The organism is Variovorax sp. PBL-H6, from assembly GCF_901827155.1.
In the GTDB taxonomy this organism is placed as follows: Bacteria; Pseudomonadota; Gammaproteobacteria; order Burkholderiales; family Burkholderiaceae_C; genus Variovorax.
Genome location: NZ_LR594660.1, coordinates 434,653 through 455,838, shown reverse-complemented (window position 1 = coordinate 455,838; position 21,186 = coordinate 434,653). Strand labels below are relative to the sequence as shown.

25 protein-coding genes are annotated in these 21,186 nt (G+C 62.7%); 10 read left to right on the top strand and 15 right to left on the bottom strand.

Features of this window, described 5'->3' with window-relative positions; genetic code table 11:
• The first annotated feature begins 54 nt into the window (after positions 1-54).
• Both G3W89_RS30615 and G3W89_RS30610 read left to right on the top strand, forming a co-directional pair.
• On the top strand, positions 55-2,727 hold the full coding sequence (locus G3W89_RS30615; RefSeq protein WP_162570847.1) for a DUF2726 domain-containing protein: 2,673 nt from the start codon (positions 55-57) through the stop codon (positions 2,725-2,727).
• Between the two features lie 403 nt (positions 2,728-3,130).
• Positions 3,131-4,381, top strand: a complete 1,251-nt coding sequence (locus tag G3W89_RS30610; RefSeq protein WP_162577735.1) for an Ig-like domain-containing protein — start codon at positions 3,131-3,133, stop codon at positions 4,379-4,381.
• Between the two features lie 589 nt (positions 4,382-4,970).
• Here the strand turns inward: G3W89_RS30610 and G3W89_RS30605 are convergent.
• The 3 genes from G3W89_RS30605 to G3W89_RS30595 form a co-directional block, all read right to left on the bottom strand.
• Positions 4,971-5,393, bottom strand: a complete 423-nt coding sequence (locus tag G3W89_RS30605) for a hypothetical protein (protein WP_162577734.1) — start codon at positions 5,391-5,393, stop codon at positions 4,971-4,973.
• A 324-nt stretch (positions 5,394-5,717) separates the two neighbouring features.
• Complete coding sequence (locus tag G3W89_RS30600) at positions 5,718-6,080, bottom strand: hypothetical protein (RefSeq protein WP_162570850.1); 363 nt, start codon at positions 6,078-6,080, stop codon at positions 5,718-5,720.
• Positions 6,081-6,196: 116 nt separating this feature from the next.
• Complete coding sequence (locus tag G3W89_RS30595) at positions 6,197-6,685, bottom strand: hypothetical protein (RefSeq protein ID WP_162577733.1); 489 nt, start codon at positions 6,683-6,685, stop codon at positions 6,197-6,199.
• Positions 6,686-6,947: 262 nt separating this feature from the next.
• Here G3W89_RS30595 and G3W89_RS30590 point away from each other — a divergent pair, with 262 nt between their 5' ends.
• Both G3W89_RS30590 and G3W89_RS30585 read left to right on the top strand, forming a co-directional pair.
• A complete protein-coding gene (locus G3W89_RS30590; protein WP_162570852.1) occupies positions 6,948-7,805 on the top strand; it encodes an SH3 domain-containing protein in 858 nt (285 codons plus the stop codon).
• Between the two features lie 142 nt (positions 7,806-7,947).
• On the top strand, positions 7,948-8,190 hold the full coding sequence (locus tag G3W89_RS30585; RefSeq protein WP_162577732.1) for a hypothetical protein: 243 nt from the start codon (positions 7,948-7,950) through the stop codon (positions 8,188-8,190).
• Positions 8,191-8,380: 190 nt separating this feature from the next.
• Here the strand turns inward: G3W89_RS30585 and G3W89_RS30580 are convergent, their stop codons facing one another.
• Positions 8,381-8,536 carry a hypothetical protein gene (locus tag G3W89_RS30580; RefSeq protein WP_162570854.1) on the bottom strand — a complete coding sequence of 52 codons (156 nt, stop codon included), beginning with the start codon at positions 8,534-8,536 and terminating at the stop codon, positions 8,381-8,383.
• A gap of 162 nt (positions 8,537-8,698) precedes the next feature.
• On the opposite strand from G3W89_RS30580, the gene G3W89_RS30575 reads away from it, so the two are divergent.
• Positions 8,699-9,616, top strand: a complete 918-nt coding sequence (locus G3W89_RS30575) for an SLATT domain-containing protein (protein WP_162570855.1) — start codon at positions 8,699-8,701, stop codon at positions 9,614-9,616.
• Between the two features lie 25 nt (positions 9,617-9,641).
• Here G3W89_RS30575 and G3W89_RS30570 read toward each other — a convergent pair whose 3' ends face one another.
• Entirely contained in the window at positions 9,642-9,968 is a 327-nt protein-coding gene (locus G3W89_RS30570) for a hypothetical protein (RefSeq protein WP_162570856.1), read from the bottom strand.
• Positions 9,969-10,156: 188 nt separating this feature from the next.
• Between G3W89_RS30570 and G3W89_RS30565 the strand changes: the two genes are divergently transcribed.
• Positions 10,157-10,681 carry a YgjV family protein gene (locus tag G3W89_RS30565; RefSeq protein WP_162570857.1) on the top strand — a complete coding sequence of 175 codons (525 nt, stop codon included), beginning with the start codon at positions 10,157-10,159 and terminating at the stop codon, positions 10,679-10,681.
• Positions 10,682-10,801: 120 nt separating this feature from the next.
• Positions 10,802-11,353, top strand: coding sequence for a hypothetical protein (locus G3W89_RS30560; protein ID WP_162577731.1), 552 nt, complete (start codon positions 10,802-10,804; stop codon positions 11,351-11,353).
• Positions 11,354-11,789: 436 nt separating this feature from the next.
• On the opposite strand, the gene G3W89_RS30555 is transcribed toward G3W89_RS30560, so the two are convergent.
• The 3 genes from G3W89_RS30555 to G3W89_RS30545 form a co-directional block, all read right to left on the bottom strand.
• Positions 11,790-12,023, bottom strand: coding sequence for a hypothetical protein (locus G3W89_RS30555; protein WP_162570859.1), 234 nt, complete (start codon positions 12,021-12,023; stop codon positions 11,790-11,792).
• A 141-nt stretch (positions 12,024-12,164) separates the two neighbouring features.
• Complete coding sequence (locus G3W89_RS30550) at positions 12,165-12,770, bottom strand: hypothetical protein (RefSeq protein WP_162570860.1); 606 nt, start codon at positions 12,768-12,770, stop codon at positions 12,165-12,167.
• Between the two features lie 54 nt (positions 12,771-12,824).
• Complete coding sequence (locus G3W89_RS30545; protein ID WP_162570861.1) at positions 12,825-13,223, bottom strand: hypothetical protein; 399 nt, start codon at positions 13,221-13,223, stop codon at positions 12,825-12,827.
• Positions 13,224-13,347: 124 nt separating this feature from the next.
• On the opposite strand from G3W89_RS30545, the gene G3W89_RS30540 reads away from it, so the two are divergent.
• Positions 13,348-14,292 carry a hypothetical protein gene (locus G3W89_RS30540; protein ID WP_162570862.1) on the top strand — a complete coding sequence of 315 codons (945 nt, stop codon included), beginning with the start codon at positions 13,348-13,350 and terminating at the stop codon, positions 14,290-14,292.
• Positions 14,293-14,464: 172 nt separating this feature from the next.
• On the opposite strand, the gene G3W89_RS30535 is transcribed toward G3W89_RS30540, so the two are convergent.
• Entirely contained in the window at positions 14,465-15,019 is a 555-nt protein-coding gene (locus tag G3W89_RS30535; protein WP_162570863.1) for a hypothetical protein, read from the bottom strand.
• A gap of 220 nt (positions 15,020-15,239) precedes the next feature.
• Between G3W89_RS30535 and G3W89_RS30530 the strand changes: the two genes are divergently transcribed.
• Both G3W89_RS30530 and G3W89_RS30525 read left to right on the top strand, forming a co-directional pair.
• Entirely contained in the window at positions 15,240-15,476 is a 237-nt protein-coding gene (locus G3W89_RS30530; protein WP_162570864.1) for a hypothetical protein, read from the top strand.
• 391 nt (positions 15,477-15,867) lie between these two features.
• Positions 15,868-16,140: a hypothetical protein gene (locus G3W89_RS30525; RefSeq protein ID WP_162570865.1), complete on the top strand. Its 273-nt coding sequence runs from the start codon at positions 15,868-15,870 to the stop codon at positions 16,138-16,140.
• Positions 16,141-16,170: 30 nt separating this feature from the next.
• Here G3W89_RS30525 and G3W89_RS30520 read toward each other — a convergent pair whose 3' ends face one another.
• From G3W89_RS30520 to G3W89_RS30495, 6 genes are all read right to left on the bottom strand, one after another.
• Positions 16,171-17,148: a DUF2628 domain-containing protein gene (locus G3W89_RS30520; protein WP_162570866.1), complete on the bottom strand. Its 978-nt coding sequence runs from the start codon at positions 17,146-17,148 to the stop codon at positions 16,171-16,173.
• 83 nt (positions 17,149-17,231) lie between these two features.
• Positions 17,232-17,729, bottom strand: a complete 498-nt coding sequence (locus G3W89_RS30515) for a hypothetical protein (RefSeq protein WP_162570867.1) — start codon at positions 17,727-17,729, stop codon at positions 17,232-17,234.
• Positions 17,730-17,855: 126 nt separating this feature from the next.
• Positions 17,856-18,638, bottom strand: a complete 783-nt coding sequence (locus tag G3W89_RS30510; protein ID WP_162570868.1) for a hypothetical protein — start codon at positions 18,636-18,638, stop codon at positions 17,856-17,858.
• A gap of 128 nt (positions 18,639-18,766) precedes the next feature.
• Entirely contained in the window at positions 18,767-19,282 is a 516-nt protein-coding gene (locus G3W89_RS30505) for a hypothetical protein (protein ID WP_162577730.1), read from the bottom strand.
• Positions 19,283-19,314: 32 nt separating this feature from the next.
• Entirely contained in the window at positions 19,315-20,379 is a 1,065-nt protein-coding gene (locus G3W89_RS30500; protein ID WP_162570870.1) for a hypothetical protein, read from the bottom strand.
• Positions 20,380-20,548: 169 nt separating this feature from the next.
• Complete coding sequence (locus G3W89_RS30495; protein ID WP_162570871.1) at positions 20,549-20,830, bottom strand: hypothetical protein; 282 nt, start codon at positions 20,828-20,830, stop codon at positions 20,549-20,551.
• Between the last annotated feature and the right edge of the window lie 356 nt (positions 20,831-21,186).

Genomic DNA, 21,186 nt, shown 5'->3' with positions numbered 1-21,186 from the left:
GTGGGTCCCCCTAAAATAAATCCCTCGCCGCAGTTCTAAAAAGAAGACGCTCCAATGGCAAAGTCGAAATCGCGCAAGTCTCGTAACCCCCGCGCGCAGCCGCCCGCGTCTGCGCCAACGGCCGCGGCCGCAGCCGCTGCCGAGCATCCATCCCCAGGACGGCGGCCCTTTTCGGAGCTCCAGGCGCGCGCGGAACAGGCTCGCGCTGCACAGGACTTCGACACGTTGCTTGCGCTGGGTACGTTGCCCCCGGCGGAAATCGACGCAGAGCCGGACAGCAATCTTCAGGCGTGGCTGGCCTTGCAGGAGGTTCGCGGGCTTGCCGGTGACGAATCTCTGGACGCCTACGACCGTGTCAGGCAATCGGACAAGCCCCGGCTGACGGCGGCGCTGGCTCGCCTGAGCGAGCACGACCCGGACTTTGCAGTTCGACCCGAATTCGACGTGTACCTGCGGACGCTTGGCTACGACCTCAAGGACGCCTTGGAGGGTATGCGATGGCTGACCACCGCATGCCGCGCACAGCCAAGCCGCCTCGACCTTCTCGAGAACCTCCGCGGGCGGGTGCTCCGCATCATGCTTCGGGATGACTACCAGGAGCACGACGAAACCTGGACGCAGGAGGTGGAGGTCCGCGCGAACGCGGCCGGAGAGGTCGACCTCATCCTGCGCGAAGCACTCGAGCGCGCCTGGACCTCCGAGCTGGACGACTACGGTCGGTTGCTTGTCACCGCTCTGCGAGCCGACCTGGACATGCGCGTCGCTCAACCGTGGGAGGCTGAAACCGCTCTCGCGTGGGCAGGGAAGCTGGAGACCCCCGCGACTGCTCCGTATGAGGAAGGTGCGTCCAGGTCGGCTCGGGACGCGCTCACCCCTCAAATCTGGGCCCTTCTGTGGGAGTTCCAAAACACTCCGGTCAAGCATTTGGATTCCGTTTTCAGCCGGTACCCCGAAGGCCTGGGGCCGCGGTGTGATGGGCTGCGCAAGGTCGTGACGAGCTTGACTGCTAATGGCAGCGACCAGGAAAACCTCTTCTTTGAAGGCATGGCGCTCCTTGCGAGCGTGGCGGACCAGGAGGATGGCATGTTCGGCCAGGCCCTCACCGTGCAGCACAAGGGCAGCGTAGAGGTGTTGCCCGTGGGCTGGAACTCGTTCCTCGCGCCCAGCCTTAGTGAAAGCCTTGCCCGGCTCATGGACGAGGCCGAGCGCATTCGCTTTCAATGGCGTGACGAACTGGCTTTGGCAGCTGTGATTTGGACGGCCCTCGCGCAATACGCGGTAATAGACAGGGAACTGCCTGGGGATGATTCCAGCTTCGCATGGCTGGGGGACAAGGTGCCGCTCTTCGCATTCCAGGCGGCGCATGTCCATCCCCTGCCAGCGCAACGCCTGTTGTTGATGCTCCGAGCACTGCACGGCTGGCTGAAGCGGGGGCAGTTGCCGCCGACCACCCACGTCTGGGCTGACTTGGAGGGTATCCAGTTGAGCGCGGAGGAGCGAGCCGAGGTGCGGGCGCTACTTGGGAAGCTCGCGGTCGCGGACATGGCCGAACCCATATGGGAGGTCTGGCTGCAGGTCGGGGGCCCCGCCTTTGCGGCTCTGTGCAATGGCTTCGAGACCCAAGAGCATGCTGGCGTGCTCGCTCTCGCGCGGCAGTTCCGAGATGACCTTGAGAAAGGGGAGGGTGGCTTCCGACTTGGATATCTCGAGCAGCTGGCAGGCTCGTCCAGCCTGTCCTTGGAGAGCTACCTCTCGGTACTGGCGGATGAGCGGAAGGCACCTTTCGAAAAGTCCACGCTCGGCAACCTGCGGATATTGCTTGACAAGGAAAAGAGCGAAGCTGCGGCCGCGGCTGCCGTGACGCGCCTTACCGAGGCCGCATTGCCTGAACGCCTCGCTGAGGCGCGTGGCGAGCTTCTGAAGCTGGCAAAGGCCCGGCTCGCCGCACTGAAGAAGGAGGCCCAGTACGAGAAGACCGCGGTCAATCGTTGGCCCTCCATCGGAGCTCCCGCCCGAAAGCTCCTGGGCGTCCTCGCCCAAATTCAAACCTACAGCAGCATGGACGAGCTCGCCGACTACGCCCACATGGAGGTGAAGTGGGTTCGGTTCCACTACGAAAAGCTCGTCGATACCGGCATGATTTTCGAGAGTGCCGGCAAGTATCGAATCAACCCGCACATCGCTCCGCTCGTCGAGCAGGAGGACCAGCACAAGCTTGTTGGCCGAATCATCCGCGCGCAGGGGACGAGCACCGTCAAGCAGGTCTTCAACAGCGGGCTCGAGTTCCGCATCTATCAAATCATGACACAGCTGTGCCCGAACCACCTGGTGTTCCCGAACTGCGCGTTGCAGAGCTTCATGAAGTACGAGTTGGTGAAGGAACTCGTGACACCCGAGGACTTCAACTACTACCTGTTGGCAAGCGTGGACCTGCTTGTGGTCAATTCGACAACCTATATGCCGATGCTCGCCATTGAGGTCGACAGCATCTATCACGACACGGAGCGCCAGCAGAAGAACGACGGGAAGAAGGACCGGTTGTTCGCAACAGCCGGGGTCCCGTTCCTGCGCCTGCGCCCGGTCGGTAGCCCCTCCGAGCAGGTCGTGCGCGGCCAGGTGGCGGAGCACCTCGACGAACTGGTCCGCACCCTGCGGCCGGAGATTCCAGGCTACGCGCAGGCCCGCATGCTCCTCGAAGACCTGTCCGGCGGAAAACTCGTTCCTTGAACGAGTCGCGCCGCGAGTCAACTGGTCAAGGCTTGGTGAGCGCTACGCCCGACTAGGCCGGTTCGACGCCAGGCGGGCGGCCAGCCCCGCGACGGGCTCACGTTCTTGGCCTCATGGCCGGCCGGATTTAAACGGTCGTTGGCTATACGCGAAAAGCCCGTCTCAATGCGCTTCCATGCGCTCTCCTTTTCGCTTCTCGATGAACGCCTTTACCATGCGGCGCTCTGGCGCCGCCCTCGTCCTTGCAACAGTGCTGGGCTTCGCCGGCGCCGCAACCGCCGCACCAACCCTTGTCTTCAAGGTGCCTGCCACGGGGCTTACTGTTTTGGGAGCGCCTCCGGTCGGCGGTCCGCGGTCCGAGACGCCGAGCGACTCCGCGTTCAAGGCGGCAAGCGCGAGATTGGTGAATCTCCAAGCATCCGGCGCCCTTACGGTCGGAAGCACTGTCGAGCTGGTGGCCGACGTCGTCGATGCCGAGGGAGCGAAGGCCCCCGACGGTGTGGAGGTCCGATGGGCCGCAGACGTGGGCTTCCTGTCCGCGCCGACCACCTATACGGCCGGAGGAAAGGCCCGCGTCACCCTTGAAGCCCCCACGTTGGCCCAAACGATTCGCGTGACTGGAACGACGCCAAGCAGCGCAGCGTCAACGTCTCTCGAGGTGGCGGCCCGGCCCGACTACGGGCGCGCCACCGTGCTCTACGTCTTCGCAGCGCCCTCCACGATATCCGCGGGCGGCCAGACCACTCTGCGCGCGCTGGTTGCCGACCCGCACGGGAATGGCGTGAGCGACGGAGCAACCGTGCAATGGGAGAGCACGAGTGGAACGCTCAGCGCCGCAACGAGCCGGACCGCCGGCTACGGCGAAGCGACCTCCATCTTGACGGCAGGGGGCAGCCCGGGCATTGCCGTGGTGACCGCAAAGGGGTCGGCCTCCGACCCCGGCAAGTCCATCAATGTCACCGTCAACCGACGGCCCGGGGTCTATTTCGCTCCGCCATTGCCGACCACGGCCGAGGGAGACAACGCCGCCGGCTCAACTTTCAACGTGAACGTGTTTGCGAGCAACACCGCGAGCGTTCCAATGCCGCGCGCCGACTTTGGCTGGGACGGCCAAGGTCCGATGCCTGACATCAGCAGTGGCTGCGCCGCGATGATTCCGGCCTACAGCAACTGCATGGCGACGTACAAGTTCAGCACTGCCCAGCGAGGCACCTACTCCGGCACGCTTCAACTGAAGTTCGATGGCCAGGTCCTCGACGCGGCTCCCCTGACATACACGGTCTACACCAACATCTCACTCACCTCTCCGCAGACCGACGGGCTCATGACCCTGCTCTTCCAGGCACCGTCGCGCACGTCCGGCGACCCGGACGTCTTCACCTTCAACTCGACGTTGACGAATCCCGCTTCCTCGCATGAAGCGGTGTCGGTCGCCGGCGTGCGCGTCTCGGGCATCACCAACGGGACGAGCGTGGGCCTCGGCACCTGTGGGGCTGCCCTCGAGCCTGGGCAAAGCTGCGCGATTCAGGTGGCCTTCGTTCGCCCCTCGAGCTTCGTGACTGCGACGAACTTCTCCGTTTTCGTGGCGAAGCGCAGCCCGGCAGGGCGAGTGGCGGAGCAGCTCTTCATGTTGAGGGTCAGTCCAACCAACTGATAAGGGCTCAAGGCCTGGTCATGGGCGGACGGTAGCCCAAAGACAAGCGACGCCGAAGCGCCGCTTGCTGCCTGCAGTCGATATGCATGGTGCTAGATGCTCTCGTCCTGGTCATTGGCACACCCGAAGGTGACGCAAACGCCCGGCTATACCGAGCGCGCGAGAACATCATAGGCCCAGTCGCGCCGCGGCGCGATGCCGTCAGTCGGCAATTTCAGCGACGGTGCGTGGTCATGGGCCGGCGGCGATGCGCTCCATATGCTCCTCGAGCAGCTTGAACCGGTCGTTCAACTTGTCCATGCGCTGCACATTGCAGTGAAAGCAGAGGAGCGGGCCCCACGCCGTGCCGGCGGGCCGGCCGCAGCGCCACAGGCAGAGCTTGCCCGTGTGGTGTTCTGCGGAATTTCCGGGGTGGTCAGGGTCTTGGTAGGGGAGCATGCGAAGGTATAGGACCGCGATGTCTCTATCGGCAGCGCGCCGCACACGACCAAGAAAAAGCCGCCCGGGTGGGCGGCTGGAAGGAGGTGTAGGGGGCGCCCTGGAGAACCAATGTTCCTGAGGAGGCGCGCGAACGTTGCGCCAGGCTGTCCTACTTGGTGGCAGGCGGAAAAATGCTGGCTCGCAACGCTTTCGACGCTCTTGGGCTGAGTGCCAGGCCGGCCTCGCGCGCATCGCTCAGGATGCATTGCAGGGGCTCTGCTGCGGCGTTGACCGCATCCGCCAGGGCAAGCTCCAGGAACGCACGCTCTGCGGGCGAGCCCTCCTTGCATTCAAGCGCTTGGCCTGAGACGTTGCAAACCCCCATACCGCTACCAGTCTCGTAGCGCGTGTAGAACGTCAGGCCGTCCCGGCGCTCGATTCGATACTTGCGGTCATCGTCCATTTCGCCGAACAAGAGGTTCGTCTCGAAGACGGGCTTCTTGGTGAACCCCTGGAAATCAGGGTTCGGGTCGTCGCTGTAGAACATCACCGCCTTGGGATGGAAGCGGTGCTCGAAGTCGGCTTCGACCACGGCCAGGTCCGGATGGCGCCCCGTGACATATTTTTCCACGAGGGATTTGACCTTGGAGAGGGTAGATTGGGTTTGCTTTGGCATGGATGGCCTTTGATGTAGTGGTCCTCTCGTGTGTAGCGCTTGGCTCCCCCGCGCCCTAAAACACCAAAGACACCCGGGTCGACGTTGACGCAGGGCTCGGAAGTGACTGGGGCCGAAGGAGCCTTAGCTGGCTGGGGCTAAGTTCAGGCGTCCAAAGAAAAACCACACCGGTGAGGGTGTGGTTTCGAAGCAGAACAGAAGTTCGACTTGGGCGTCTTGCAGTTGCCTGCAATGGCCAGGTTACCAGCCGGCCGGAATTCGGAGGGTTTCGACGGACGGGCGGCGTTGGGAGACGCGCTTGCGAACGACGGTGACCTCCTTGAACCGGGTCGGAGCAGGGACGTTTTCCAGCAGGAACTGCGGAATTTTCAGCTCGAGGAACGTGCGCGCCTTGGGGGCAGGCATCTTCAGGAGCTGGAAGTCCTCACGGATGTCGTCCAAGCTACGACTTGCGAGTTCGGCGTTCAAAGCGTGGCGGGACTTCCGACGCTCGTTGCGCTTCAGCATTCCCGTGAGGGCAGCACCATCGAACATCGAGCGGCGACCGCTCAGTTCGTAGCTTGCCCAGCTGTTGGGGACGATGGCAGCGTTGACAGTTTTCATGGAGAGAGTTACCTCGTAAAAAAGTTGACCTACTCCGTGTAGCGACGTCGGCGACGCCGCCCCTTGGCACGGCCAGGCGGCGGCGGGACGCTCCGGACCTAATCGCGCCGCGTGGGTCAGGCCTCCGCGACCTCTTCCAGCGAGATGAGCGCTTCCAGCTGAAGTCGGTTTGCCTTTATGATGCCGCCGACTGCGCCTTGCTCCGCCCCAAACTCCAAGCCGTTGCACGGCAGGCATCGCACGAAGCTGTCGCGCAGCGCCAGCTCGAACTCCTCCTGGCTGAGAGCCCCGCCAATGACTTCGTGCACCGACTTGCCGCTTCCCTTGCCAACAAGCTGGAGCTGTGAAGTTCCTCCGCACTTGGAACAGGTGCAGCCTGCCAGGTAGGCGTCCCGCTGGGCGACAAAGCTGGCGCGGACGACCTTCTTGCGAACAGCGGAGCGGTCGACGTAGTCCTGCTTGTTGCCGGCGTAGCGGCTCTTCGAGTAGCTGCGCGTGCATTCCTTGCACTTGGACTGCAGCAGCCCGGTTTGGCGGTTCTTCACCGAGAAATCAGTTTTTGGCTTGCACACTTTGCAGCAGCCGCATGTTTTCATCTCCATCACATGATGTCCTAAAGAGAAAGCCGGCTAGGCGCCGGCGAGTGAGTTCTTCAGGGTGTAACAAGCTGCGGCGGGAAATGTCCCCACCTAAAACGGATGGCCCGCCGGGTTGCATTTAGTAGATGACGTCCGAGCCGACGATGGCAATGCACCCACGAACGGAAATTGGTCGCATGCGGCGCTCCCTCCTCAAATTGGTGTAGCCAAAAGTTAACGTTTCTGGTCCACTTGGGCGCCATTGTTGGCAAGGCTGGAGGAGCGTTCGATGCAGAAGTTTGTGAATGTCCAAACCGTGAACCTTCGCAGTGCGCCCAGCACCGAGGGGAACGAGCCCATCGGCCAGCTCTCGCTCGGCCAGTCGGTCGAGCTGCTGGACGGCGGTCAGCCAGGCTGGCATCGGGTCAAGACTCAGGTTGACGGCAAGGACGTCGAGGGCTTCTGCGTCGAAGGCCTGGCGGACGCCCGAATCTCCTGGACCACGGCCAAACAGCCTACCTTGAGGGACCCCGCGTCGCCGGCGCGCGAAGCCCTGGCCGCGACGGCCGCGGAGCAGTGGCTGCTCTTCAGGAAAGGCGAAGGCAAGGAGAACGTCGAGCCGTTCAGCACCATGGTGGGCAAGATGTGGAAGGCGTTCAACAAGAATTTGACGGGCAAGGACCAGGGCATGCCCTGGTCCGCCGTGGCCATCTCCCTGATGGTGCGAAACGCCGCGAAGTCCGTTCCGGGGTACAAGGCCTTCCCTGAATCTATCGGGCACTCGAAGTACATGTGGGATTCCATCCGGAAGGCTGCCAGCGGCGACACCGCGGCCCCCTTCTGGGGCGTTGCCCTCGACAAGGCCAAGCCCCAGGTGGGCGACATCATCGGCAGCTGGCGCAACACGCCGTTCAGCTTCCAGCAGTTCCAGGCTGCGACCAAGAACCCTGAGACCCCTTGCCACTCGGACATCGTGGTCGCGGTCGGCCCGGACCTGGTGCTCGCCATTGGCGGCAACATCAAGCATTCGGTCTACGCCACCGGCTACCAGGTGACCTCGGACGGATTTTTGACTCCAAACCGTCGCATCGACGTCGGCGGCAAAGTCGTCGGAGAGGCCGTCGTTTTGATGGCCAACCGGGTCTAGCCCAATCTTCGAGGCGTGCAGCCTATCCGGCTGCGGCCCCCCTTTTTCCTAAACTGACCTGAAAACGAATCCCATGGTGAAACTAGTCGACCGGCAAACGTTTGAGCGCACCTGCGGAAGGGTAATGCCCGTGCGACGAAATATGGCAACATTCAACGGAGACAGCTTTAAGTGCGGCTGCGGCGGCGAGCACACCTTTGACACCGCGTATGTCCCCGTGCTGCTCGAAGGATTCAATGGCCGCTTCGTGGTCGCCTGCCCAAGGAACAATGAACTCATCAGCCTTATCAAGACGAAGATGAAGTTCGGCATTCTGTACAAAGAGTTGGAGCTTCTCGCCGCCCATGACACGGGAGCTGAGCCGGGGCAGCGCCGCGTCGCCTAGAGGGCCAGGCTGACACGCCGAAAGCGTACGGAGCTGGGCCAACAGTTCCGACAGCAAGAGCTCGGCAGCTCCATGGAGAACAATCGTTGCGACCTCGTCGAGCTCGATGGGCTCCAGGTTCACCGCGATGATGCTCGCACCGCGCTCGCCGCCAAGGTATGGCCGGAAGGCGCTGGATGCGCACCTGCTGTCAGCGGCGCGCGATGCCGCCGTGGCTTGCGACGCCTTCCTGGCTGTCGGCAGCACGGCTGCGGTCTTCCTGGCCAACGCATTGCCGCTCGGACATCCGGTCGCGCCGGTTCGCCGCATGGCTCGGGCCTTCGACAACGCCGCTGCTGGCCTCCATCGAGCTAGAACCTTGACAAGCCTATTCGGCTTATCGACACTGCGCCCTGGACGCTGAAATCGACAACTCCAACAAACGGGTCCCGCGGAAGCGCATGTCGAAAATGGCCGGGACTGGTCAAAGCTTGCGCGCCTTCGCCCGTCGACCTGACTGGAGGCTCGAATGAACGGCTTGGCAAAAACGAACGAAGTCACCTTGCGTTTCCCGGAACAGGGAAAACCGGTTAAAAGGGAGCACCTCTACGAGTTGTACAGTGATGTCATGGGGGTTCTGCAAAAGGACCATGACTGGTACATCCCGAGGAAGCGCGCTTACTACTTGCTCTCGCGGGTCACGCTAATTGGGTCGACCGCATTGCTGGGCTTTGCAGCCTTTCTTGCTTTCACCGACCAAAACTGGGCCCCGAGCTTCCTCGGCCTGAAGTTCGCCAATCCGGCTCAATTCGCCTTGGCACTTGCGGCTTTAGCGGCCTTCCTTCTGGCTGCGAACCAAGTCCTGATGTTTACGGGTACGTGGGTGCGGTATACGGAGGCCGCCATGAAGCTGAACTCACAGATGCTCGCTGCCCAATTCGACTGGCAACTATGCAGGATTGGCTGGGAGGACAAGGAAGGCGAGGCCTCCCCCGACCAGCAGGTTAAGGCGCTCACTCTGCTCAAGACTATGGTGGCAAACTCGCGCGCGGTCATGGAGTCCGAAACGTCGAAATGGAGTAGTGAGCTGGTGAAGGCCGTCGACCAGCTGAAAGCGCTCACTACTAGTCAGACGACCGCTACCCAAAGCCTCATCACCGCAGCAGGGAAGGCAGCAGTAGCCGCCTCCCCCGCAACCCTAAAGGTTAATTTCTCGGGCGCGCCGGACCGTCTAAAGGGACGCGAGGTTGTCGTCACCGTAGGGGACCACACCGAAAAGCGCACTGGTGTCGACTCAAGCGTGGTGTTCCCGAGCGTCGCACCTGGTACTTACAAGGTCGGGCTTGTAGGCACTGATGAAAAAAATGTCGAGGTCCGGGTGGACGGCATTGTGCAGGTTGAGGGCGGCTCGACGAAGGACATCACGCTTAATGTGCCGAAGGGTTAGCGCAGCCCGTTCCCCCGCCAGCTCTCTAGTTGCAGTAAGTTTGGTCGCCAATTTGTTGGCACGTCCGACCGTTGGGGCCATAGGTGGTGTCACCAATCTGCTGCCAGGTCTGCCCGTTCGGCCCGTAGGTAGTGTCTCCAATCTGCTGGTACGTCTGGCCATTGGGCCCGTACGTCGTATCGCCTATCTGCTGATAGGTCTGCCCCCGCGGCCCATAAGTTGTGTCGCCGATTCGCTGCCACGTCTGGCCGTTGGGGCCATAGGTCGTGTCGCCGATTTGTTGGTAAGAGCGGGTCTGGGCCACTGCCGGCAAGGCGAGCAGGCTAAGGACGAGTACGAGTGCAAGTTTCATAGAAATAGTTGTTTAGGGTGGTCGACGGCTTCTGGGCTTTTCGAGGTTGAGTCTACGGAGAACCGCGACTCAGGAGGAGGAACTCTGTCACGCATCCCTCAAGGCTATATCTTCCCTTTAGGGTAATCCCTAGCGCGTCCGCTACACTACCTGCACTCTCGGGGCCGGACCCTCAGGCCCCTTTTTCTATGAACGCCACTTACCTCATCAACGCCACCGGCTTGGTCGCACTTGTGCTGACTGTTCTCAGCCTGGTCGGCACCAGCGACAAGTTTCTTCGCAAGTCAACGGGCATCGCGTCTGCCATCTGGGCGGTGAACAACCTCCTGCTGGGGGCTCACACGGCGGCCGCACTGAGCGCGGTCTCGGTCGGCCGCCAAGCTTCCGCAGAAGCCGTGCAGACCCGCAGCGCGAGGACGCGGCTATTTGCATGCCTCAGCTTTGTCGCCGTTACCGTTGTCGCCAGCGCGCTGACCTGGAAGGGCTGGACCTCGCTGGCAACCGCAGCCGGCTCGCTGCTGGGCACATGGGCAATGTTCTATCTGCGCGGCGTCGGCCTTCGCCTTGTGATGGTGCTGGTCGCAGCGCTGTGGATGTACAACGCCTGGGCCTATAACTCGTGGTGGCAGATGGTGGGCACGTCCGCCTCAGGCGCTGCAGCGCTGTACGGCGCTTGGCGCACCCGCGCGGTGGACGGCGGCGGCGCGGCCTGAGCCCGTACCTGCCGACGAAAAGCACAAGCGAATAGGCCAGGCGAGCACTACGGCACGCAGCAGGGTTCGGCCCTCAAGCGGAACCGCTCTGGCTGCCGCCAGCCGAGTTAGAGTGCAGGCATGGCAACAATTCCTTGGCACGAAAGTTTGAGCAAGCAAGCTCAGGCTGACCTTTATCGGCTTTATGAAGTGCTATTCGAGGTACGTGACCTCCCGGCGTCAAACAAGCAGCGCGCGTTTGAGGCAGCGGCGGTCGGCAAGCACACTTGGCCAATAGTAGGCATCACCATGGACGCGCTGAAGCACCTCTGCACGAAGGGGACGTGCGACGGATTGCGTAGGGCCCATCGCGTCAAGCGCATCGACCGCGCGGCCGCCATGTTCGTCCGCGCGGAACGAATGACGCCCGACGAGCTGTTCAAGCACTTCTTCGAACTCGACGAGGTCGTCCTGGCGACCGTTAAAGAGAACGGCCGCCATGGGATAACGCATTGGGCCGAGGTCATCGACGTGCCCGTCGAGTACTTCACGCGCACCGGCATGAAAGCCGTCGCAACTGATGAGGACCTCGCTTGGGCCAACGGCGCGCTTCGGTCACGCGGCATCGCCGTCGTGCCGGAGTTCACCCCGAAGAAGCGCCGGCGCAAGGGGCCGGCGAAGAAATCCCACTAGGCGCCCGAAATCCTGGGTAACCGGCCTGGCGCGCACGTCGTGACCTGAGTGCCGTGCGGTTCCCGCCCGCGTCCCGCCCTGCAAATGCCCCAGGCGAGAAGCAGACCGCCCAAAGTGGGCGGGTTCGCGGGCGGGACGAATTTACTGACGAGGTCCGGAAGTCGTGCTCGTTCGTACCCGTGCCACGCCCCCCGCTCGCTAGGCGGGCCCGCCGGTCGGGAAACTCTTCTGCAATCCGAGCTACGCGCTTCAAGGCCCGAACCTGGCGCAGCACCTCGATTCGGGCGGGGTCGACGCCGTCCAACAAGTCTCGAACGGAGCACTGCAGTGCGGCCGCCAAGAGCATCAGTTCTGACGGGTCCGGCAAGGCCTCGCCCTTAAATGCACGCAGGAACCGATACTCGCCACGTGCATCATGGACCGTGCCTCCGCTCGCTCACAGACAGCTTCTACTCACGCTCACGCGGGTGAGCCCCAGTGCAGCTGTGCGCTCGCGCAGTTGCTGCGATACGCCCCATGCAACGCGCTCACCTTCCTTGACGACAGCCAGCTCGTCGGCTTCACGTAGTCTCTTGCTCGATGTGCGGGCGTAGCCGGACACGGACGACCGAGCTGATGATGGCTTGGAAGCAGGACCGCTTGACCGGTCGCGGGCGGCAAGGTCGCTCATGGGCTACTGATGGAGGAGGGCCGCCGGCGCAAGGTCGATGCGCGATGCGGACTGAAGGCCGCGGGGACTGCGCGGTCGATTTTACGGGCTAACCCTAACCCGAACCTTTAGGCCGGAATTTGGCCCTGGCCTCAGGTGGGCTCAGCACCCCCGGACGGCCCGCAGGACGCCCTCCCAGTAACTCTTTAGGTTCCCTTTGGAGAGGTGCGCGGACCGCTGACTCGCGGTGCGCGCGAGCTTGGCGCCGGCGAGCTCCGGTACCAGTTCGAACCAAGCCGCCACGCTGCGAACAAGTACGAAATGGCTGCCCGCGGCGAGCTGGTGCAAGGCGAGCTCTCGCGTGTAGGCCCTCGACGGGAGCTTCAGTTTCGGGTCGAAGTTCTCCGAGGCCCACGGGCACAGCTGCAGCGCCAGCACGTTGTTGCTCACAAGCTCGGGCCCCAGAGCCTCCCGGAGCTCGCGCAGGCGCTGCCAGGTCCATTGGCCATACCCGTTGCGGTACGCTGGTGCCAAGCTCTGCAGAGGCCAGCCGTCCACCACGGGGGGAGGGTGGTTGAACCCGTAGCCAGGGGTGGTCACATAGCTTGGGTTCGAAAGCAGCCAAGTGACCGGAGCGCCCAGGCGCCCCTCGTACAGCAGCGGAGCCACCTCCGAGCGCAGCCGGTACTCAGACCCCGGCGCAAGGCGCGCGTTGTAGGCGTCTAGGAAGGGAAGGTCAGCACTGAAGTCGAAGGTTGCACTCGTCATCGTCGGCACACTTTCCGGGCGAGGGAGCTCAACGCTCGGCCGCCTTGGCGGAGGTTACTTGGCGCAGTCAGCGGCCCGCACTTCGATGTCTGTCATTTTCCGGTCCGGACCGAAGTAAAGGCTCCGAAGCGTGATGCCCCGCTTCATGAAAGCAGAAAGGTTAGGCGATGCGCACTGCTGTTTCACAAGCGCAGCGCGCTGGGCCTTCTCGTCCATCGGAAACGTGGTCTCGTAGCGATACATGTACACCTTGTTGAAGGAGGTGTACGAGACGCTTTGCAAGATGGTTGTCGCGTTTACTCGACTCGGAAGGTCCTTGTTGAAAGCGTCGACGCCGGCTTTGGTCTCGGCGGCCAGCTCGCTCTCGGACATTTGAAGGATGCTGGCGGAGTTGTCGGCTGCGCCCGCAACGCCAGCAAGTAGAAGAACGAAAGGTGCGATGAGGGCGCGCATAGATATTTCATTTTGTAAGCAACGAGGTTCAATTGTGCCCGACGACGCTGAGGCTGGGCCAGGCTGTATCGGCAGCGTCGGGGCCGGGGCCTATACGAAGGAGGTCAACTCAAAACACTAAACCATGAAATCTGCACAAACCATCTCCCGCTTCGCCCTCCGCGACAAGACCACCGGCCAGCTGGTGCGCTACTACGTTGAGGACAAGAAGGGGGCATACGCATCGGAGCCCGTCGCCCATTTCCTGGCCTGCGGCCAAATGGATTCGGAGCTCCCGGTCTACGAGCAGCCAACCGCGCGAAAGCTTCACCGAGTGCTCCAGTCCGACACGCCGTCGTACAACGCGACGTACGACAGCCCGGGCCACGGCGAACTCGAGGCAGCCACCCTGGAAATCGTGCGCCGCACCGTCACGGAAGAGGTGGAGGCCTATGCTTACACGCCCCCGCCTCCTCTGAGGTCGCGCCTTCAACAGGACAAGCCGCTGCTGGTGCTGAGGCGCTACGCGGGCAATCCGAACCTGGACGCGACCGCTCGGACCTTCGAGGTCTTCAACATGCCCGAGGGCGAAACCCTCGCGAGCATGCAAGCCCGCGCGCGGAACGCGGAGGCCTTCCTGGTCAACGACTTCCGCTTCGTGGAGATGCTTGCTGTGTTCGAAGTCCCTGAGGACTACGTTCCGGACTTGCGCGGGAAGGACGGCTTCGCTGCCATCACCCGCGCGGTGGTCGAGCCGACCGAGCAGAAGGTGCCGGAGCCGGTTGAGCTGTGCGCATACGACGAGAACTCGCCGATGCCCGTGTCCGCGGCCTGGCCGCTGCGCGAGGAGCTGTGGCGCCCCTTTGTGGACAAGGACGTGCTCGTGACCTTCATCGCGGTCGTGCCCTTGCAAACATTGGTTTTCCCGTCCCCGCTCGAGGACTACCTGGTCGAGGCCTTTGACCGCCAGGTCGATGTCTCGGACGCCGAGTTCCGTGCGGTCGGTGCGCAGTACGACGGCTGGGATGACAAATTCGCCGGCGACGTCGAGCTCCAGGTCACCTGTCGGCTCATCAGCGTCGACGCATAGCGTGAACGTTTGATTTTTCAAGGCCTCTGAGTTCAACCTCAGGGGCCTTCCTCTCGCAGGCCTAAGCCGAGCGCCGGGCAAGTTTCCCAGGGCCGAGTAAAAGAAAAACGCCAGACCCGAAGGTCTGGCGAAATCAGCAGGGCGGGCACGGGAGGGAACCGCCCCTGCGATTTCAGCGGGGCGGTGCCGGCTGGGCGGGCGGTCTCGGCGTGGGGCATTCAATGAGCATGACGCCCGAGCAACGACCCCAGTCGCGCCAGAGGCCGAGCCCGCTCGCAAGAATCGTAGCGAGAGCGAACACGCCCCAAGCGATGAAGGTGACGCGAGTGCGCCTGCCTTTGCCTAGTCGCTCGAAATAGGACTCCCATCGTCCATGCTGAAGCTCCTCGGCTGACGGCTTGGCTGTTGGCTTGGCTGGCGCCTCGGCAATCTTCGCGCTATCCATGGGATAGGCCTCCAGTTCGAGGAGACGAAGATAGCCGCCAAGCAGCTTGAGATGGGAGTAGATGGCGTGCGACTTCCAGATGCCGTAGGCTACGACAAGGAAGGGCGTTATCCAAACCAGCGCTCCAAAGCCGAACCGGTACTCTGCGCTTGCAAGCCACGCAAAGATGGCTACGACGCCCAGGACGCAGGCCCTCTCCGTAAGCGCGAGTTCGGCCATGCACCCTTCGACTTCCTTGCGCAGGGCGATGTACTCTTCCTTCGGTAGCCAAGGTTCCGCCATAGTCCCTCCGTCGCAATGGACCGAACTGTGGCAGTGAACGAGCCAGAGGGCAAGCGTCGCACCGAAGCACCTTAGTGGCAGCCGTCCGCCAGCGCTCGCCGCTGTCGTACGTCCCGGGCATCGGCCGATTGTTTGCGACAATCAGGCTGGGATAGCAGCAGACGGTCGGGGAGCCTGGGGCCTGGCTACACGAATTGCACCCAACAACGAAAGGCCATTTGTGACCACTTCAACCATCCTTTCCGCCTCCATCAGCGCCATGCCTCGTGCGATGCCCGAGGGCATGTTCGACCCCATGCCGAAGGTTTCGGCGAAGCTGTCGACTGGCGAGGAAGTTTCCCTTTTCCAGTTCTACCCCGACGAGCTCACCTTCACCGAAGCGGAGTTTGTGGGCCTGACTGTGGAAGAGGCACGCAAGCTCCATCAGCGCAAGGACGTCGCGTACCTGCGGAGCTGATTGCACAACCACTATTCAAAAGGGCCGGAGACTTTTCCGGCCCTTCTTTCGTCCATCGCTTTCGTTATCAGCTCCTATGCACACAAGTCAGCTCCTTACGCGCCTCGGGGTCTTAGCCAGCCTGTCGACCCTCGGCCTTGCGGTAGTGCTCGCCGGATGTGACCGGAAAGCGGAAGCGCCGCCCATCGCGCCCGTGGCGTCGCGTCCGCTTTCGGACCCGCTGGGCCTGTTTCAAGAAATTCTGCGACCGTGCCAGGCAGTGCTGGGAGGTTCAGCAGAACGTGTTTGGCAAGCGCCAACGGGGAAGTGGGTTCGCAACAAGTTCATCCCGAAATCGCTAAGCTTCGACGTGAAAAGGACCGACTCCTTAGTATCCCCGTACGTGGCATACATGGATGTCAGATACTTTGAGGCGACGGACATTGACAACTCCGAGCAGGCCGTCAAAGCCCTGACAGTTCCAAACAAGCTGAGCAGCAACGTCGACCAACATTGGGTGCTGAAGTACGCCTTCAGGGACGGCAAATGGCAGCAGGGCGAAGTTGACTACTCCTTCGCGTTTCCCGATTTGAACATCGCCGAATCAGCGCCCAAGTCGCTACGCTTCGAGGACCTGGTCGAAGTCAGGCCAGACGCCACCGCTTGCGCAGTTCCGGCAACCTGAACACCTGCGGCGCTCTCCCGACCTGCGGGGTCAGCGGCGACACTCACTGGGTAGCAAGCTCGGCCTCATGTCCACAGGCTTGCAGACCCAGGTCACCCGGCCAGCGGCGTCCGCCGACGGGATGAGCTGGAAGGTGCGCCCATTCGCGGGGCCTGACGCAAGGACGAACTGCAGGACACCGTTGGACGTGTTCAGCTGCACGTCCTTAAGCCCATATGGCGGGCGCGTGTCGGAGAGCACCTCGGCCAGGCTGCCTGGCAGCCGCCCCTGTGCTTCGTAGAAGGACCCGACCTCTGCCGCTACCGTTTTGCCGTACATCAAGGCACTCGTCGCCTTGGCGCGCGTCGTGTAGTCCTGGTATGCCGGCAAGGCAATCGCGGCCAGGATGCCAATACCGGCCACCACGCCCATCACCACGGCGAGGATGAGCGCGATGTTGCTCGTGCCACCCTTGCTTGCGACCAGCACGACCTGGGCCTGCGGATTGCTGCTCGTGGCCCGTGCCTTCGCGACGAGGCGCTGGCAGTGTCGGTAGTAGCCACCATTTGAGATGAGCGGCGGCACGATGAAGATTCCAAGGAGGTACACGACGTAGCCCAGGCCTCCCGCAGTCGGCGAAACCGCGGCAAGCCCGCCGAGCGCAATGGCCAAGAGGTACGGCAGGAAGAAGTAGAGTGCCGCCTTGCCCCACATCTTGCGGTACAGCAGCCACCAGAACGTACAGAAGAAGGCCGGCCAGTGCCAACCGACCGAGGTTGTGCCCGCACGGTCGAAGGCCTCGAAACGGCGCAGGTAGTAGTCCCGATTCTTGTGGCCAATGGCCAGGCCGTACAACTCCGCGTCGTTGTCGCGGGCCTGCGCGCTCGGCGCCGCAGGCGCCTCGGCGGCTTTGCCAAAATCCAGGGAACGCTCTTGCGGGCCACGTGTGGTTGCCGGAACGGGTTTTCCGCAGCCAGCGCAAAAGTTCGCGTAGCCCGGGTTGAGGGTTCCGCAGTCAGTGCAATTCATGTGCAGGTCGGTCTTTCACAAGGGGTTTGCCTGCGCAGGGCTGCACCCGGCGGCAGGGGCTCGAACTAAGGGAAGGGGCGGGCTCAGGAGGTGACCTGGTACACACGCACCAGCTGCGCCTCGTCGGGGCTGAATACGCACGACCACTGCTTCTTGCCGGTGTATCCGCCGTAGCTGTTCTTGGCGTTGATTTCGAGCCCATACGAAACGCCTGGATGGGTCTTGCCGGCGTGATAGTCGTAGGCGGGGCCAAACCGCTGCGTCTCCGTCATGCGGGCGCTGTCTGGGTCCTTGAGCATGTCGCGCGCGGCCGCGCTGCACTTCGCCTTGTTGGCAGCCAGCAGCTCCGGCGTGGGCGGATTGGTGTCAGGAATCTTGGTGGCAAGCTTGCGCTTGGTCTCATCCAGGTTGGCCAGGATGTCTGCGTAGCCGCTGTTCGAGTTCACGCCATTGGCCTTCGAGTAGACCGACGTTTGTCCCTCGCCGCAGGGCACCTGGCTAAAGGTGTTGCCGCATCGATAGACGGTTTGGCCATGCACGGCTCCGCACAGGAGCAGCGCCAGCGCTGCGATAGTTTTCATTCGTTCTTCTCCTCGCCCGCGGTTGTACCGGCAAAACGGAGGCAAAGCGAGGGAGCTGTTCCCGAAACGTCGGTTCCTCACCACCCTTCGCGGACAAACTTCACGCTTCGTGCGACGCGAGGCAAGCTAGAGCTTGGGGCCCGCCCGCAACAGTCTCTGGAGAAGCGCTCTTCCGCCGGCGCTGTTCATGGTCAACGAAGCAGAGGTCCCCTGGGCCTTGTCGTACACCACGAGGTTCTCTCCGCTATCGGCCGAGCCCTGGTAACCCCAGGCGTCGATGTGCCGGGTCACGATGACCAGCTTCTCGTTTTCGAGCACCAGATTGCGGGCGAGCTCCAGCGCCTCCTGCACGCTTGGCAACCTCTTCAGGCTTGGCGTCGCGGTGAAATCCTTCGACCGGTAGGGGCACCACTCGAGCACGGCGACCTTGTGAGCAAGTACTCGGTGCACCTCCTCCAGTGGTACCTTCCAGTTTTGCCCGAGCTCAGTGGCCACACCACGAAGCTTGGCCATCTGCCGCTGCTTTACTGCCAGCTCTGCGCCACCCTTCCAATAGGCGACCCCAGGGTGCGTGCGAAAGGCCGGATTGAAGTCGTAAAACGGATAGCCGCCTGGCGTGTGCTGCTGCTGGATATTGGCGCTCTGTGCTGCAGTCATCGCCTCGTGTTCTTTCGGCCAAGCCTTGCGCCAAGCTTCATCGTTGTCGCCATAGCCTGCGTTAAGCGTCAGGATGACGGCCTCCGCCGTCCGCAGGTTCCCCAGCACGGGAATCGGCAGGACCTGGAGCTGGAACTGCGGATGCTTTGTAGGCTCGAGATGGGGCTCGTCCTTGGGGTGGACATACAAGGACTTTGGTGACATGTCCAGCTCTCGCCAAAATCGTTCGAAACGCTCAATGCCTTTGCTCATCCTCGACTCCGTCTTGCTGCGCCCGCTCGCTGGCGCGATTCGGGGAATGGTACGGAAGGAGCGATATAAAGCGAAGCTCAATTCCGGGTGCGTTGCGCAAGTCTCACGACCGCGGACAGGGGCTTGACTTATATTCGCGAGTTTCGCAGCCGCGCTGCCGCTCCGAGGTCAGGAGAACCGCTCCGCAGGGCCTGCTCGTCGCCTTCGTCCGCTGCAAGCCACGCTCGGACCGATTCGATATGCCGGTTCAGTTCGGCCTGGTCGCCAGCCCGGTATCGGTCCCGCAGCGACGTGAGAGGCTCGATGATGATTTCTGGCCAGCCGAACTGGTCAGCTGTGATGTCCGCCACGGTCGGCTCGCCGGCGATTTCCAGCTCGACCCAGTAGTGTCCTCGCCAGTTGCCGGAGACGTCTCGAACGCCATCGTTGTCGCCACCACCGCCGCGGATGACACTGCGGTGCGGTGTGAACTTGTGAAAGGCGTCCAGCAGCAAAATGCTCCCGAGCGCGCAGACGCCATCGGTGCGCTGATGCTTCAGCGTCATATCGAGCGTCTGGACGAGAAGTCGACGCATCGTGGCGGCAATCTCGAGCGGAGGGGGCAGGGCGGACTCCTGTTGGTGCGAACGTTGCAAGTGTGTCATCGCCGGGGAGCCTGCTGCACCGGGTTTCGGCGCTAGACGGCCCGCCCAGTGTTGGTGATGGCCGCGCGCTGCCAGCCTTGGCCGGGCACCAGGAACGAGTACGGGCCGTCGGTATCGATGGTGTCGGCAGCGAAGGCATCACCGCAGAGCCGGACCGCTGTGCGCCCCAGAAGCTTGTTGGCAACGAGTACATACTGCTCGGGCTCGTCGATATCCTGCTCAGAGATGCCAGCAACCAGTCCACGCGAAGGGTGGTGGATGGCAGCTCGAGTAGAGGTCTTGCCAGAAGCCCGGTCGGTTAGCACCGCGACGTAGGCGCTCAGCTCGGACTCGTCGGTGTACGTCGCGTCCGCCACGCGCTTCATCGCGACCGAGAGGGTGTGCGCCTGCTTGATGTGATAGACGCTGCGCAACACGGGCCAGGGGCTGCCAACCATCAGGCACGAGTGGGTAACAGACAACGGCGGCCGGCTGGCCACACCGTCAGAGTACTCCGCAGCGAAGCTGAGGGGACTTGCCTGCAGCTTCTCCAGGTCTTCAGGCGTGCCGTCCTTGACTCGCACCAGCAGCATCGTCTCGTCGTAAAAAGGCGTCTCGTCGATTTCGCGCCAGCAATTGGGCTCCGCTTCCTGCACGTGGCCGTCCTTCAGCTGCGCGCAAATCTGGAAGGCGAGGGTGGGCGACAAGCCAAACGCTTTGGCGGCATTCAGGTGCCCCGGCAAGACGTCAAGCCGCTCAGGCGAGATGCCCGACGCCTTCGACAGGTCCGCTGCGACGGCTCGCGGGTCGCTCAAGCGATTGAGCGTGACGCCCCGCGGGCGCGCAAAGACCGTGGCCAGGGCGGCCAGCGCGTAGCCGCTGGAGTAGTTGTTCCCGCCTCCACGAAGCGGCTGGAACATCGACGAGCTCAGCATCCCGTCGAGCTCTTCGAGCGCACCGTCGTTGCCCGGCCGGGCCGCCTCTGCGCCCAGCGTCATCATCCGGGTGCTCTCGTTGCGAGCCAAGAGCCGGAAAATCTCTCGCCCGACAGGCCCTCGAAGGGCCGACGCACCTTGGGCGATTGCGTTGAGGCTCCTGATAAGCTCTTTGTCGTTCATTGGGCGGTCGGCGCGGAATTGGCGCTTATTTTAAGTAATTTGGGGCGCGGATTTTAGCAAAGATTGTTTTAGGCCACCAGCATTATATTAGACTGGTTTAGGCCCGCGAGAAGCGAAACGCCCTTCGAAGACCAAGAGGTCCGCGAAGGGCGTGCGAAAAAGGAGTTCTCTATGACTCGGCGGCGTCCATGAACTTGGTAGTTGCCCACAAGCCGCGCTTGAACTGCTTGATTTCGCCTTTGGCTACCAATTCCCGGCGAACTGCGTCAAACACTCGACTGGCGATGATGGCATGGTTGGCGGGGAGGGGGTTCGTCCGTTGGAGCCATAGGCCGCCGTGCTTCAGCAGGTGCTGTCGCACTTCATCTGGTGTAGATGTCGCGTTCCCGAGGAGGCGCTCTCGAGCGAGGTCGAAGAGCTGCTCGGGGATTGGAGTAGTGCCGAATTTCATTGGTCGAAGGTATTGGTCCGGAGTTTAAGGGAGGCCTGTACCCGGTATAGGAAACGGTCGCAGGCCCGGGAGCTCGACCGTGCCGTCAAAGCTTGAATAGGCCGGCCTTGGCCGCGGGGGCCGCGCGCTCACCCTGCATCGGGCGAAGCGCCTCGCGCCAGGCCTAAAAGTCCAATCCGTTCGTCCCGAACACGTTCCCGTGAACGGCGAGCCCAGAGCCATGGTCCATTGGCAAACCGTTTGACGGAGTGACGGAGCCGAACGGGTCGGCGACGTACCAATCATCCCGGAGTCGACCGCGGCACGGGAGTTCGCAGAACGACAGCTGCGGCTGACACGAAAAAGCCTGCTCGCAT

What these genes read in the sequence shown, in the direction of transcription:
- G3W89_RS30615 (WP_162570847.1), top strand. Translation starts at nt 55, where the DNA reads ATGGCAAAGTCGAAATCGCGCAAGTCTCGTAACCCCCGCGCGCAGCCG.
- G3W89_RS30600 (WP_162570850.1), bottom strand. Translation starts at nt 6,080, where the DNA reads ATGAAAACTGTCAACGCTGCCATCGTCCCCAACAGCTGGGCAAGCTAC.
- G3W89_RS30590 (WP_162570852.1), top strand. Translation starts at nt 6,948, where the DNA reads ATGCAGAAGTTTGTGAATGTCCAAACCGTGAACCTTCGCAGTGCGCCC.
- G3W89_RS30585 (WP_162577732.1), top strand. Translation starts at nt 7,948, where the DNA reads ATGGCAACATTCAACGGAGACAGCTTTAAGTGCGGCTGCGGCGGCGAG.
- G3W89_RS30580 (WP_162570854.1), bottom strand. Translation starts at nt 8,536, where the DNA reads ATGGAGGCCAGCAGCGGCGTTGTCGAAGGCCCGAGCCATGCGGCGAAC.
- G3W89_RS30575 (WP_162570855.1), top strand. Translation starts at nt 8,699, where the DNA reads ATGAACGGCTTGGCAAAAACGAACGAAGTCACCTTGCGTTTCCCGGAA.
- G3W89_RS30570 (WP_162570856.1), bottom strand. Translation starts at nt 9,968, where the DNA reads ATGAAACTTGCACTCGTACTCGTCCTTAGCCTGCTCGCCTTGCCGGCA.
- G3W89_RS30565 (WP_162570857.1), top strand. Translation starts at nt 10,157, where the DNA reads ATGAACGCCACTTACCTCATCAACGCCACCGGCTTGGTCGCACTTGTG.
- G3W89_RS30560 (WP_162577731.1), top strand. Translation starts at nt 10,802, where the DNA reads ATGGCAACAATTCCTTGGCACGAAAGTTTGAGCAAGCAAGCTCAGGCT.
- G3W89_RS30555 (WP_162570859.1), bottom strand. Translation starts at nt 12,023, where the DNA reads ATGAGCGACCTTGCCGCCCGCGACCGGTCAAGCGGTCCTGCTTCCAAG.
- G3W89_RS30550 (WP_162570860.1), bottom strand. Translation starts at nt 12,770, where the DNA reads ATGACGAGTGCAACCTTCGACTTCAGTGCTGACCTTCCCTTCCTAGAC.
- G3W89_RS30545 (WP_162570861.1), bottom strand. Translation starts at nt 13,223, where the DNA reads ATGCGCGCCCTCATCGCACCTTTCGTTCTTCTACTTGCTGGCGTTGCG.
- G3W89_RS30540 (WP_162570862.1), top strand. Translation starts at nt 13,348, where the DNA reads ATGAAATCTGCACAAACCATCTCCCGCTTCGCCCTCCGCGACAAGACC.
- G3W89_RS30535 (WP_162570863.1), bottom strand. Translation starts at nt 15,019, where the DNA reads ATGGCGGAACCTTGGCTACCGAAGGAAGAGTACATCGCCCTGCGCAAG.
- G3W89_RS30525 (WP_162570865.1), top strand. Translation starts at nt 15,868, where the DNA reads ATGGATGTCAGATACTTTGAGGCGACGGACATTGACAACTCCGAGCAG.
- G3W89_RS30520 (WP_162570866.1), bottom strand. Translation starts at nt 17,148, where the DNA reads ATGAATTGCACTGACTGCGGAACCCTCAACCCGGGCTACGCGAACTTT.
- G3W89_RS30515 (WP_162570867.1), bottom strand. Translation starts at nt 17,729, where the DNA reads ATGAAAACTATCGCAGCGCTGGCGCTGCTCCTGTGCGGAGCCGTGCAT.
- G3W89_RS30510 (WP_162570868.1), bottom strand. Translation starts at nt 18,638, where the DNA reads ATGAGCAAAGGCATTGAGCGTTTCGAACGATTTTGGCGAGAGCTGGAC.
- G3W89_RS30505 (WP_162577730.1), bottom strand. Translation starts at nt 19,282, where the DNA reads ATGACACACTTGCAACGTTCGCACCAACAGGAGTCCGCCCTGCCCCCT.
- G3W89_RS30500 (WP_162570870.1), bottom strand. Translation starts at nt 20,379, where the DNA reads ATGAACGACAAAGAGCTTATCAGGAGCCTCAACGCAATCGCCCAAGGT.
- G3W89_RS30495 (WP_162570871.1), bottom strand. Translation starts at nt 20,830, where the DNA reads ATGAAATTCGGCACTACTCCAATCCCCGAGCAGCTCTTCGACCTCGCT.